General features: G+C 69.5%; 12 protein-coding genes. 3 read left to right on the forward strand and 9 right to left on the reverse strand.

What is annotated here, in order from left to right; all coding sequences use genetic code 11:
• The first annotated feature begins 138 nt into the window (after positions 1-138).
• Positions 139-696 carry a phasin family protein gene (locus tag GRF61_RS12735; RefSeq protein WP_169151023.1) on the forward strand — a complete coding sequence of 186 codons (558 nt, stop codon included), beginning with the start codon at positions 139-141 and terminating at the stop codon, positions 694-696.
• Between the two features lie 110 nt (positions 697-806).
• Here the strand turns inward: GRF61_RS12735 and GRF61_RS12740 are convergent, their stop codons facing one another.
• From GRF61_RS12740 to GRF61_RS12780, 9 genes are all read right to left on the reverse strand, one after another.
• Positions 807-1,574 carry a lysophospholipid acyltransferase family protein gene (locus GRF61_RS12740; protein WP_169151024.1) on the reverse strand — a complete coding sequence of 256 codons (768 nt, stop codon included), beginning with the start codon at positions 1,572-1,574 and terminating at the stop codon, positions 807-809.
• A gap of 8 nt (positions 1,575-1,582) precedes the next feature.
• Positions 1,583-2,116: a D-glycero-beta-D-manno-heptose 1,7-bisphosphate 7-phosphatase gene (gene gmhB / locus GRF61_RS12745; RefSeq protein ID WP_169151025.1), complete on the reverse strand. Its 534-nt coding sequence runs from the start codon at positions 2,114-2,116 to the stop codon at positions 1,583-1,585.
• A 64-nt stretch (positions 2,117-2,180) separates the two neighbouring features.
• Positions 2,181-4,283 (reverse strand): glycine--tRNA ligase subunit beta, encoded by a 2,103-nt coding sequence (gene glyS / locus GRF61_RS12750; RefSeq protein ID WP_169151026.1) that lies wholly within the window; start codon positions 4,281-4,283, stop codon positions 2,181-2,183.
• Positions 4,283-5,200 (reverse strand): glycine--tRNA ligase subunit alpha, encoded by a 918-nt coding sequence (glyQ, locus tag GRF61_RS12755; RefSeq protein ID WP_169151027.1) that lies wholly within the window; start codon positions 5,198-5,200, stop codon positions 4,283-4,285. Before glyQ ends, glyS begins: the two co-directional genes overlap by 1 nt.
• Positions 5,201-5,371: 171 nt before the next feature.
• Positions 5,372-7,081: a PepSY-associated TM helix domain-containing protein gene (locus GRF61_RS12760; RefSeq protein ID WP_169151028.1), complete on the reverse strand. Its 1,710-nt coding sequence runs from the start codon at positions 7,079-7,081 to the stop codon at positions 5,372-5,374.
• A 19-nt stretch (positions 7,082-7,100) separates the two neighbouring features.
• The gene (locus GRF61_RS12765) at positions 7,101-7,391 is read right to left on the reverse strand and encodes a hypothetical protein (protein WP_169151029.1); all 291 of its coding nucleotides are present in this window, start codon (positions 7,389-7,391) and stop codon (positions 7,101-7,103) included.
• 1 nt (position 7,392) lies between these two features.
• The gene (locus tag GRF61_RS12770) at positions 7,393-7,665 is read right to left on the reverse strand and encodes a hypothetical protein (protein ID WP_169151030.1); all 273 of its coding nucleotides are present in this window, start codon (positions 7,663-7,665) and stop codon (positions 7,393-7,395) included.
• A 1-nt stretch (position 7,666) separates the two neighbouring features.
• Positions 7,667-10,066 carry a TonB-dependent receptor gene (locus GRF61_RS12775; RefSeq protein WP_169151031.1) on the reverse strand — a complete coding sequence of 800 codons (2,400 nt, stop codon included), beginning with the start codon at positions 10,064-10,066 and terminating at the stop codon, positions 7,667-7,669.
• 119 nt (positions 10,067-10,185) lie between these two features.
• Positions 10,186-11,484, reverse strand: a complete 1,299-nt coding sequence (locus GRF61_RS12780; protein ID WP_169151032.1) for a sigma-70 family RNA polymerase sigma factor — start codon at positions 11,482-11,484, stop codon at positions 10,186-10,188.
• Positions 11,485-11,672: 188 nt separating this feature from the next.
• On the opposite strand from GRF61_RS12780, the gene GRF61_RS12785 reads away from it, so the two are divergent.
• Positions 11,673-12,191: a sigma-70 family RNA polymerase sigma factor gene (locus GRF61_RS12785; protein ID WP_169151033.1), complete on the forward strand. Its 519-nt coding sequence runs from the start codon at positions 11,673-11,675 to the stop codon at positions 12,189-12,191.
• Positions 12,184-12,697: DUF4880 domain-containing protein (locus tag GRF61_RS12790; RefSeq protein WP_211165925.1), on the forward strand; the 514-nt coding region annotated here is incomplete at its 3' end. The genes GRF61_RS12785 and GRF61_RS12790, both read left to right, overlap by 8 nt.

Raw genomic sequence — 12,697 nt, forward strand, 5'->3', positions numbered from 1 at the left:
GCCTTGAATTGTGCAATGCACAATGACGGGGTTGACAGCAGGGGTATCCCCCCTATAATCACCCCTGTGTTGCGACGCAACATCCGGCATCGGCTTCTATTGTCCCGCGATGCCATCTTCCTCACCAAGGAGCTTGTCATGACTGCTACCCCTGAGCAATTCATCGCCATCAACAAGGCCAACGTCGAGACCCTGCTCTCGCTGGCGAACACCGCGTTCGCCAACGCCGAGCGTCTTGCCGCGTTGAACCTGAACACCGCCCGTTCCGTTCTGGAAGACGGCGTTGCCAATACCAAGGCCCTGCTGGCCGCCAAGGATGTGCAGGAGCTGGTGAGCCTGCAGAGCTCCCTGGCCCAGCCGCTGGTCGAGAAGGTCGTGGCCTACACCCGCAGCGTCTACGAGATCACCTCGCAGAGCCAGGAAGAAGTTTCCAAGCTGCTGGAAGCCCAGGTCGCCGAGCTGAACAAGGGCATCGCCAGCGCGCTGGACCAAGCCGCCAAGTCCGCCCCGGCCGGTTCCGACGTCGCCGTCGCTGCGGTGAAGTCCGCCATCGCCGCCGCCAACAGCGCCTACGACAGCCTGAGCAAGACCGCCAAGCAAGTCGCCGAGATCGCCGAAGCCAACGTGGCCGCCGCGACCAACGCCACTGTCAAGGCCGTCAGCGCCTCGACCAAGGCCAGCAAGAAAGCTGCCTGATCGAAGAATCAGGTAGGGAGAAAAAAAGCCCCGCATGAGCGGGGCTTTTTTTGTTCACCGCTTCGGCAAGCGGTAGCGCCTGTCTTGAAGCCGGGACGCGGGTCCGCGTCTCACAGTGCGGCTTCTTCCTGCTCCGGGATCAAGGTCGGAATGCCGGAGTTGGGATAGTGGTGCGGGAACAGACGCCGCATCTCACCCTCGATCCAAGCCTCGGCCTGGGCATTGATCGCCTCCACTTTCATGCCTTTCACATCGATCGCCGGGCCGACGCTGACGGTGATCTCGCCCGGGTACTTGAGGAAGGCGTTGCGGCGCCAGAATTCGCCGGCGTTGTGTGCCACCGGCACTACCGGCACCCCGGCGCGGCGCGCCAGCCAGGCGCCACCCACCTTGTAGCGCCGCGTCGTGCCCGGCGCCACCCGGGTGCCTTCCGGGAACACCACCACCCAGTAGCCCGCCTTCAATCGCGCCCTGCCCTGCTCCACCACCTGCGCCAGCGCATCCTTGCCGGCTGCGCGGTCGATGGCGATGCTGGCGATCTGGGCCAGTCCCCAGCCGAAGAAGGGAATGCGCAGCAGTTCGCGCTTGAGCACGAAGCACAGCGGCGGAAAGATCACCTGCAGCGCCATGGTTTCCCAGGCCGACTGGTGCTTGGACAGGATCACCGCCGGTCCCGCCGGGATGTTCTCCTTGCCGATGACGGTGTAGCGGATGCCCAGCAGATGGCGCACGAACCACAGCACCAGCGGGGCCCAGGAGGTGACGATGCGATGGCGTATCCGCAACGGCAACGGGAAGGTCAAGGCGCCGAAGATGGCATACGGCGGGGTCACGACGATGAGGACCAGGGCGAACAGTAGGGAACGCAGGAAGATCACGATGCAGCTCAGGTGGTGAGATCGGCGACAACCGCCGCGAGGTCCGGATAGATCAGGGTGCCCGCCGGCAGCGCGGGATCGTCCTTGGTCTTCATGCCTTTGCCAGTGAGTACCAGATAAGGCACGCAGCCCACCGCGGTGCCGGCCTGCAGGTCGCGCAGGCTGTCGCCCACCGCCGGCACGCCGGTCAGGTCCACGTTGAAGCGCTCGGCCAGTTGGTGGAACAGGCCGGGCTTGGGCTTGCGGCAGTCGCAGGTGGAGTCGGCCGCATGCGGGCAAAAGAAAATGGCATCAAGCCGGCCGCCGACCTGGGCCAGGCTCTTCACCATCTTCTCGTGGATGGCATTCAGCGTGTCCATGCCGAACAGGCCGCGGCCGACGCCGGACTGGTTGGTCGCCACCACCACCCGCCAGCCCCACTGGTTGAGGCGGGCGATGGCCTCCAGCGAACCGGGAATCGGCTTCCATTCCTCGGGCGACTTGATGAACTGGTCCGAGTCCTGGTTGATGACGCCATCGCGATCGAGAACGATCAGTTTCATGCCAGCCCTCTGCGGCGGTGAAGGACGCCGCCCGGCGCGCGAGCAGCCGGGCGGACGGTGCGACTCATGCGGATAGGCGCGAGATGTCGGCGACCTGGTTCATCAGGCCGGCGAGCTGGGCCAGCAGCGCGAGGCGGTTCTGGCGGATCAGCGGCTCTTCGGCCATCACCATCACCGACTCGAAGAAAGCATCCACCTCGCCGCGCAGGCCGGCCAGCGCGCACAGCGCCTCGGTATAGCCCTCGCCGGCCATGTGCGACTTCACCAGCGGCGCGATCTCGACCACGCGCTGGAACAGCGCCTTCTCGGCGACCTCCTGCAGCAGCGCCGGATCCGGTTCGCCCGGCGTGCCCTCGGCCTTTTTCAGGATGTTCACGATGCGCTTGTTGGCCGCGGCCAGCGCGGCCGACTCCGGCAGTGCGCGGAAGGCTTCCACCGCGGCCAACTTGGCCGGCACCAGGTCGATGCGGGTCGGCGCCAGCGCCAGCACCGCGTCCACCACGGCGGCGTCGGCGGCCTTGTCGCCAGCTTCGCCGCGCAGCAGGTTCTTCAGGCGCTCGCGCATGAACTCCAGCAGCTGGGCCTGGAAGCCTTCGGCGGTGAGCAGACCGGGCTTGAAGCCGGCGGCGCTATCGGCGATCAGCTCGGCTAGATCCAGCGGCAGCGGGGTTTCGATCAGGATACGCAACACGCCCAGCGCGGCGCGGCGCAGGGCGAAGGGGTCCTTGTCGCCGGTCGGCACCTGGCCGATGCCGAAGAAGCCGACCAGCGCGTCCAGCTTGTCCGCCAGCGCCACCGCGGCGGCGACGTTGCCGGCCGGCAGCGCGTCGCCGGCGAAGCGCGGCTGGTAGTGGGCCTGCACCGCGTCGGCGACGACTTCGCCCTCGCCATCGGCCAGCGCGTAGTAGCGGCCCATGATGCCTTGCAGCTCGGGGAACTCGCCGACCATCTCGGTCACCAGGTCGGCCTTGGCCAGGCGGGCGGCGCGGCGGGAGGCGGTTTCGTCCGCGCCCAGGCGAACCGCGATGCGGCCGGCCAGCGCCTCCAGGCGCTCGACCCGCTCCAGCACGCTGCCCAGCTTGTTGTGATAGACCACGTTGGCCAGCCTCGGCAGGCGGGAATCCAGCTTCTGCTTCTTGTCGGTCTCGAAGAAGAAGCGGGCATCGGACAGGCGCGGACGCACCACCCGGGCGTTGCCGGTGACGATGTTGGCCGGATCGCTGACCCGCATGTTGGAGACGATGAGGAAGCGGTTCTGCAGCTTGCCGGCGGCGTCGAACAGCGGGAAGTACTTCTGGTTGGCCTGCATGGTGAGGATCAGGCATTCCTGCGGCACGGCGAGGAATTCGGCCTCGAACTCGCCGACATACACCGTCGGGTGCTCGACCAGCGCGGTCACCTCGTCCAGCAGGTCGGCGTATTCGCCCAGGCGGCCGCCCTGGCGCTCGGCCTCGGCCAGCAGCTGGCGCTCGATGTCGGCGCGGCGCTCGGCGAAGTCGGGCACCACCTTGCCTTCGGCCAGCAGCGTCGGCTCGTAGGCCTCGGCGCTGGCGATCTCGATCTCGCCCCGGCTCATGAAGCGGTGGCCCTTGGTGATGCGGCCGGACTCCAGATCCAGCACGCGGCCCGGCACCACCTCGGCGCCGTGCAGCATCACCAGCTTGTGCACCGGGCGCACGAAGGTGGCGTCGCCATCGCCCCAGCGCATCACCTTCGGAATCGGCAGCGCCTTCACCGCGTCCTGCACCACTGCGGCGAGCACGTCCGCCAGCCTGGCGCCGGCCACGGTGGCGGTGTGGAACAGGGCTTCGGCCTTGCCGTCCATGCGGCGTTCGAAGTCGGCCACCGCGTCCGCCGGAATGCCCTTGGCCTCCATCTTCTTCAGCAGCGCCGGCGTCGGCTTGCCATCGGCGTCCAGCGCGACGGTGACCGGCATCAGCTTCTCGGTGACCTGCTTCGCCTCGCCCGCGGCGGACACGGCCGGCATCAGGATGGCGATGCGGCGTGGGCTGGCGAACCAGCGGAAGCCGGCATCGGCGGCGGCCAGGCCGCGGCTCTTGAGGCCGTCGGCGATCTTGGTGGCGAAGGTCTCGCCCAGGCGCGGCAGGGCCTTGGGCGGCAGTTCCTCGGTCAGCAGTTCGACGAGCAGGGAATGTTGGGCCGTCATCACGCGGCTTCCTTGTTCTGTTGCGGCAGCATCGGGAAGCCGAGCGCTTCGCGGGATTCGAAATAAGCCTGGGCGACGGCGCGCGACAGGTTGCGGATGCGGCCGATGTAGGCGGCTCGCTCGGTCACCGAGATGGCGCCGCGGGCATCCAGCATGTTGAAGTTGTGGGCTGCCTTCAGCACCATCTCGTAGGCCGGCAGCGCCAGCCCGGCTTCCATCAGGCGCTTGGCCTCGGACTCGTAGTTGTTGAACAGCGAGAACAGGAAATCGACGTTGGAGTGCTCGAAGTTGTAGGTGGACTGCTCCACCTCGTTCTGGTGGAAGACGTCGCCGTAGCTGACGCGGGCGCCGTCCGGATACACCGCCCAGGTGAGGTCGTACACGTTCTCCACGCCCTGCAGGTACATCGCCAGGCGCTCGATGCCGTAGGTGATCTCGCCCAGCACCGGCTTGCAGTCCAGGCCACCGACCTGCTGGAAGTAGGTGAACTGCGTCACCTCCATGCCGTCCAGCCACACTTCCCAGCCCAGGCCCCAGGCGCCCAGCGTGGGGTTCTCCCAGTCGTCCTCGACGAAGCGGATGTCGTGGCTGTTGGGGTCTATGCCCAGCGCGCGCAGGGAGTCCAGGTAGAGCTCCTGGATGTTCAGCGGCGAGGGCTTGAGCACCACCTGGAACTGGTAGTAGTGCTGCAGGCGGTTGGGGTTCTCGCCGTAGCGGCCGTCCTTGGGGCGGCGCGAAGGCTGCACGTAGGCGGCGTTCCATGGCTCCGGGCCGATGGCGCGCAGGAAGGTGGCGGTGTGCGAGGTGCCGGCGCCGACTTCGAGGTCGTAGGGCTGCAGCAGCACGCATCCGCGGTCGCCCCAGAATTGCTGGAGCGTGAGAATGATTTGCTGGAAGGTAGGTTTGGACAGGGACATGGTCTCGGGCGGCGAGCGCCGCGCAGCGAACGCAAAGGAGCGGATTTTACTGGCATTCCGCCCTTGGCGCGCACCTGCTTGGCGGCGGAAACCACGGTTTCCGCCGCCTGCGGGGCCCCGTCACCCTCGCCAGCGGGCCGGCTGAAGCCGCCGGCCGCTGTTCCGCCGGCCTCAGCGCGTGCTGGCGGCGGTCGCCACCCCGTCCTCCACCTCATCCGCAGCCCCGCCCGCGGCCTCTTTTCCGCTGGACGTGCTTGCCGCGGCCGGCGCCCGCGCCGACCACACGCTGTCCGCCGGCCCGCCATGCACCCGCCGCGCGGTGGCGCGCGCCATCCAGACGAAGCACAGGCCGCCGGCGGCGGCGGCCAGGTCCACGCCCAGCGTCGCCGCGGCCGGGTGGGCCCATAAGCCCAGCGCCGGCACCAGCGCGCCCAGCAGGCTGGTGGCCGGAATGGCGAAGGTGAACATGGCCGCCAGCCACAGCAGGCCGACCGATGCCCGCGCGCCGCCACGCAGGAACGCCCAGGCCAGGCAGCCGGAGAAGGCGGCGTAATAGCTGTAGCGGTGCCAGCTGCCGAGGTCGGCCACCTGGCCGTGCAGCCATTTGCCGGCGACGATGCTGAGCGAGATGCCGCAGACGCAGCCCAGGCAGACGCCCACGGTGGCGGCCGCCATCAGCCGGGTGTCCAGCCGCTGCACCGGCATGCCGCTGCCGTCGCGCGGCACCTTGCGGCGGCGGGTTTCTATCCACAGCAGGTTGCCGCCATAGAACAGCCAGGCGCCGGCCATGCCGAGCAGGAAGTACATCCACTGCACCGGCGTGCCGCCGAAGGCGCCGAAGTGCAGCGCGAACAGGCTGCTGACGGTGGCGTGCGGCGCATCCTGCTGGCCGGGCAGGTATTCGGTGTTCACCACCTTGCCGCTGTATGGGTCGAGCGCGACGAAGCCGCCGGAGAAGCGCGGCGAGAAGGCGGTGGCGTCATGCCCCCAGACGCGCACGGTGGCGCGCGGGCCGCTCACCTGGGCGTACTGCAGCCGCTCCGGTTCGAAGCCGGGCGCCAGCGCCTGCACCCGCGCCAGCAGCTCGGCCGGCGGCAGCATGGCGGCGGGGTCGCGCGGCGGCGCATCCTGCGGCCCGCCGGCGCGCGGCGAGAAGGCGGCGGCCAGGCCGCCGCCGTGCAGCATCTTGTTCTGCAGGGCGTAGATGCCGTCGTGGTAGGCGAAGCCGACCGCGGTGATCGCCATCACCAGATGGAAGGGCAGGCTGACGATGCCGACCACGTTGTGTGCGTCCAGCCACATCCGCTTCAGGTTCTTGCCCACCCGCAGGGCGAAGAAATCCTTCACCAGCGAGGGCAGCAGCACGATGACGCCGGACACCAGCGCCACCGCGTACAGCGCCGCCACCACGCCCATGAACCAGCGGTTGGGGTCGGTATCCGCCGGCAGGCCGACCACCCGGTGCAGCACGTCGATGAATTCCGCGAGCTTCGAAGGCTGCGCCTCCTCGACGCTGACGCCGCCATCGGCACCCATGCTGGCGGCGTAGTGGCGCACCGAGAAGCTGTCGTGGTCGTCGCCCTTGGGGTCGCGCACCTGCCAGCTGAGGCGCGCCGGCTGGTGCTCGTCCAGCTTGAGGTTGAGGGAGAAGTCCCGTGCCGTCTCCGGCCGCACGGCCAGGGTGGCGGCGATCAGCGCCGGGGCGTCGGCCAGCGGCACCGCGGCGACTTCGGTGAAGGCGGGCGGCGAGGCCCAGCGCGCCAGCGGCGCCTTGAACACGGTGAGGGCGCCGGCATAGAAGGCGATGAACAGCGCCATGCCGGTGAGGATGCCGGTCCAGGTATGGACGGCCTTGTAGATGCGGATCAGCTCCGAGCGCATGGGGAAAGTCCTCGATGATTCACAGCCACTGCGCGGCGGCCAGGGCGCCGAACACCAGCGCGTTGGCGCCGCCCAGCCAGGCCCAGGCGCGCAGGCCGCTGCGGAAGAAATAGACGCCGCTGAAGACGCCCAGCCAGATGGGCATGACCATCCACATCGCCAGCTGCGCCCGCACGCTCATCTGCATGCCGTCCGCCAGCCAGGCGAATACGCCGCTGCAGCCGATGGCGAGGGTGAAGCCGAGCAGCACGCCGGCCAGGGTCTTGGCCAGCCAGTCGCGGCGGATGGGAGGCACGGAAGAAGCGCTCATCTCAAGCCCCCCGCCTGAGCGTGAGCAGCGCGCCGAGATAGGGCAGCAGCACCAGCAGCAGCATCACCCAGGTCAGCAGCACGTAAATGGCGGTCAGCGGCTGCAGCGCCTGGCACAGCGCCGCCATGCCGGCGACCAGCAGCACACCGGCAGCGAGGCGCGCCGGCCGCGCCGGCAGGGGCGCGGCACGCCAGCGCTGCTGCGGCGACGCGAGATAGAAGGCGATGCAGCCCGCGAGCGCGAGCAGCAGTCCGGAGGCGAGGGCCAGGTTCATGTCAGAAATCCACGGAGGTTGAAAGCTTGAAGGTGCGGGGCGCGCCCAGCGTGGCCTGGCCGCCGGGGTAGAAGCGGCCGGACCAGTAGTGGCGGTCCTCCAGGTTCTCCACGCTGGCGCGCACCACCACCACCTTGCCGGCGATGCGGGTGGCGTAGCGGGCGCCGATGTCCCAACGGTGCCAGGCGGGAATCTCCAGCCGGTTGGCGACGTCCAGGTATTGCGAGCTGGTGTAGATCCAGCGCGCGCTCAGCGTCAGGCCGGCGAGCAGCGGCGTATCCCATTCGGCGCCGAGATTGGCGGTCCACTTCGGCACGCCGGGCATGTCCTTGCCGTCGTTGGCGGTGCTGGAGGCTCGCACCTGCTCGGCCTGGGTGTAAGCGCCGCCGCCCAGCAGCCGCACGCCCTTGCCCACCTCGCCGAAGACGTTCCATTCCACCCCGCTGTTGCGCTGCTCGCCGTCCAGCTTCAGCGTCGGCAGTGGCGCGCCGGTGGCCACCGACACGGCGAAGGGCTTCTCGATCTGGAACAGGCTGAGGGTGTTGGTGAAGCGCACGCCGTTCTCATCACCCAGGCCGGCCTCCCACTTGATGCCGACCTCCGCCTGTTTGGTCCGGTAGGGCGTCAGCGTTTCACCCGCGTTGGCGTAGGTGACGCCGACGGTGATGCCCGGGCTCAGGCCCTCGATGTAGTTGGCGTACAGCGATACCGCCGGGCCCCAAGGCTTGAGCACCAGGCCGAGCAGCGGCGTCACCGCGCTCTCGTCGTAGGCGGTGGGCGTGGCCATGGATTGGCGCACCCGCTGCGCCCGCGCGCCCAGCGTGAGCAGCACCGCGTCGTTGCGCATGGAGAGCGTGTCCGCCAGCGAGAAGCTGGTGTAGGTGTTGTCCACCGTGGTCCACACCGCGCCGTAGGGGCCGGCCAGCGTCGGATTCGGGATGGGCTCGTAGATGTTGGTGACGTAGGCGGCGCCGGTCGTCAGGCCGACCCGCCCGCCGCTGGAGCGCATCTGCACCGAGGAAGCGCTGGCGACCAGCTGGTGCGCCACCGCGCCGGTGGTGAAGCTGCCGCGCACGCCGGCCTCGGCCGACAAGCCCTTGGTGAAGCCTTGCTGGTGATTGGTCTGGCCACGGGCGTCGCCGGCGTCGTTGAGCACCTCCACCAGGGTGCCGTTGAGGTAGCCCTTGTAGCGGTAGCGCGAGCCGCCCACCGCCGCCCAGGCGGTCCAGTGCGCGTTCAGGTCGTACTCGCCGCGCAGGGCCACGCCTTCGGTCTGCTGCTTCACATAGGTGCCGCGCAGCGCGTTCCTGGTCGGGTCCGGCGCCTTCAGCACATGGCCCAGCGTGGTGAAGCCCACCCACAGCGGGCTGCCGTTGGACTGGTCCTGCCGGGAGGAATAGGCGTCCAGTTCCAGCCGCCAGCCATCGCCGCGGTAGTCCATGCCGAGGGAGAGGAAGCGCTCCTTCTTCTTCTGGTCTTCCAGCGTGGTCTCGCCGTCGCTGGAGGAAGCATTCACCCTCACACCCAGACGCTGTTCCTCGCCGAAGCGGCGGCCGAGGTCGGCGGCGATGCCGAAGCGGGAGGCAGAGGCGTAGCTGGCGGTGAGGCGGGTCAGCGGCTCGCTGCCGGCGCGCTTGGGCACCAGGTTGATGACGCCGCCGACCGCACCGCTGGGCGCGATGCCGGACAGCATCGCCCCCGGCCCCTTGAACACCTCCACCCGCTCCAGGAACTCGGTGGGCACATGGGTGCCGGGCAGCATGTTGTAGAGGCCGTTGAAGGCCAGCTCGGTGGAGGTGAGGTCGAAGCCGCGGATGGTGAAGTTCTCCGCGTTGTGGCCGTCGCTGGTGGTGTAGCGCACCGAGGGGTCGTTGCGCAGCACTTCGGCCACCGTCGCGCTCTGCTGGTCGGCGATGGTCTGCGCGGTGTAGGCGGTGATGTTGAAGGGCGCGTCCATCACATCAACGTTGCCCAGCACGCCCAGCCGCGCGCCACTGGCCACCTGGCCGCCGGCATAGGCGGCCGGCAGTTCGGAGGGCGAGATGCCGGTGGCCGACACCCTCACTTCGGACAGGATATGCGCGCCGGCGGCCGGCTCGATCACCAGGGTACTGCCCTCGATGCGGCCGCGTAGCCCGCTGCCGCGCAGCAGTTCGGCGAGCGCGCCGGCGGTGTCGCGGCGGCCGCTCAGCGGCTGGCTGCGCAGGCCGCGCAGCAGCTCCGGCGCCGCCAGCAGCTGCAGGCCGGCCTGGCGGGCGAAGGCGCTGAGGGCCTGGTCCAGCGCCTGGGCGGGAATGTCGAAATCGGCAAAGGCGGCGGCGCTGGAGCCGACCTGGGCGAAGGCGGCCGGCACCGCCAGGGACAAGGCGGCGACGGCGAGCGTGGAAGAGCGGCAGATCATGGCGTTCGGTTTCCTATCGTTTCGGGGGCTACTACGACTGGAACGAACGGGCCGGCGGATTCCCTCAGGCGCATGGGGCAGAAAGCGGCGCGCCTGGCTGCGGGGGCGCGTCTGCCGCCTCAGCGGCGGACGATCAGCAAGCCACCGCCGGGCTGCGGCCGCAGCGTCACCGGCAGGCTGCGCGGCAACAGCTGCAGCCATTGCCCGCTGTCGGCGATGCGTACCCGGCCGAGCACCGGCAGCGTCGCCGCCTCCGGCGCCACCGCCACCGCCTGGGCGCGGTAGCGGCCCAAGCGGGCGATGGCCTCACCCAGCGCGATGCCATTGAAATCCACCCAGCCCTCGCGCCACGGCGCCGCTTCCACCACCTGGCCGCTGGCGACGATGCCGCCGCCAGCCTGCAAGCGCAGCCGCTCGCCGGCACCCAGCTCGCGCAGTTCGCCATTGCCGGCGACCACCCGCACCCGGCCGGATTCCACCGCTACCGACACCGCGCCGCCTTGCACATCCACCGCAAAGCGGGTGCCGAGCACGGTGATGCGCGCGTCCAGCGCATCCACCACGAAGGGCCGTTCCTCGTCGCGGGCGACGGCGAAGAAGGCTGCGCCGCGCAGCAGCACCGCATGCCGCCGCGCCAGATAGTAGGAAAGCTCCAGCCGGCTGTCGGCATCCAGCTGCACCCGGCTGCCATCCGGCAGCGCCCGCTCGGTGAAGCGGCCGGTGGCGGTGGCGAGTTCCAGGCGGAAATCCGCCACCCACTGCCGCCACGCCTGCCAGCCCAGGCCGCTGCTCAAGCCCAAGCCGGCGAAACCCAGCAGGGCGGACAGCGCCTTGCGCCGGCCGCGCCGCGGTGCCGCACTGCTGCCGCGCCACTGCAGCAGCGCCGCCTGCACGCAGTCCATGGCGCGGATCACATCGCGCTCCACCGTCTTCACCGATACGCCGTGGCTGCGCGCCAGCTCCTCATGGCCGGTGCCGTCCAGCCGGTGGGCGAGGAAGACTTCGCGGGTGCGCGGCGGCAACGCGTTCAGCGCGCCCAGCACTGTCTCCAGCGCCTGGCGGTAGAGGTGGGTATCCGCCACGTCCGGCGCCGCCGGCCCCAGCGCCTCCAGCCCGTCGCCGACGGCGACGAAGCGCTCCAGGCTGCGGCCGCCGCGACGCAGATGGTCCACCGCCAGATTGGCCGCCACCGCGAACACATAGGCGCGCCGCCCATCGCCGCCCTCGCCCGCCGACTGGGCCGGATCGCTCGCCCCGCAGCCGGCCCGTTCCCTCTCAGCCAGCCGCAGCCAGGTTTCGTGGGCGAGGTCGGCGGCGGTGTCGGCGCAGCCGGTGCGGCGGGTCAGGAAGCGCACCAGGTCGCGGTAGGCGGCGTGGAAGCTGGCGAGCAGCGGGCTGGCGGCGGCGGGAGCGGACATGGGCGTGACCGGGAGCGGCAAAAGCGAGATTCTATAAGAGAACGATTCTTATTTATTGAATAGCCACACCGAAAGTGTGCCCGCGCAGAGATGGCATCGCCTTGGGCAAAGACTCACGCCGTACTGACAGGAAGGCGGAATACCGATTATTATCAATATCGATTCTCATTCTCTTTAATGAAGCCATCGTGTCCCGACCTGCCCTTACGCCCTGCCACGACGTCGAAACGCTGTATCACGACCACCACCACTGGCTGCAGGGCTGGCTGCAGCACAAGGCCGGCAACGCCTTCGATGCGGCGGACCTCGCCCACGATGCCTTCATGCGCCTGCTCACCTCCGAGCCGCTGCGGGAGCGTGGCGTGGGCGACCAGCCGCGCGCGCTGCTCACCCGCATCGCCAAGGGGTTGGTGGTGGACCGCTGGCGCCGCCGACAGGTGGAGCAAGCCTATCTGCAGGCCATCTCCCACCTGCCCGAGCCGCAGGTACCGCCGCCGGAAACCCGGCTCATCATCATCGAAGCCCTGCTGCGCATCGAAGCCATGCTCGCCAGCCTGCCGGCGCGCACCCGGCAGATGTTCCTGCTGGCCCAGATCGACGGCCTGACGCTGCAGCAGATCGCCGACCGCACCGCCACGCCGGTGATCACCGTGCGCCGCCACATCCGCAAAGCCTTGCTCGCCTGCATGATGGCCGCCGATGAGTGAGCGCAGGCACATGAGCATGGACAAGGCCGGCGCCATGGACCCCGCCCTGCTGGAGCAGGCCGCCGACTGGGCCATGCTGCTGACCTATGGCGAAGCCACCGAGCAGCAGCGCCAGGCGCTGGCCAGCTGGCTGCGGCAAAGCCCGGCGCACGAGGCCGCCTGGGCGCGGGCGCAAGCGGTGCTGGGCACCTTCAGCCAGGCCTGCAATGGCGTCGGCCGTGACACCTGGAAAGCGCTCAAGCGCGACGGCCGCCGCCGTACCCTGCGCGCCCTGCTGGCCGGGCTGGTGGTATTGCCGGCTGGCTGGCTGGCCTGGCAGCAGCGGCCGTGGCTGCCCTGGACCGCCGATCTCGCCACCGCCACCGGCGAAATCCGCAGCCTGACGCTGGACGACGGCAGCCGGCTCGCCCTCAATACCGCCAGCGCGGTCAGCCTCGCCTTTACCGAGACGGAACGCCGCATCGACCTGCTTGCCGGCGAAATCCTCGTCACCACCCACCCAGACC

Source organism: Azoarcus sp. TTM-91, assembly GCF_012911025.1.
In the GTDB taxonomy this organism is placed as follows: Bacteria; Pseudomonadota; Gammaproteobacteria; order Burkholderiales; family Rhodocyclaceae; genus Azoarcus.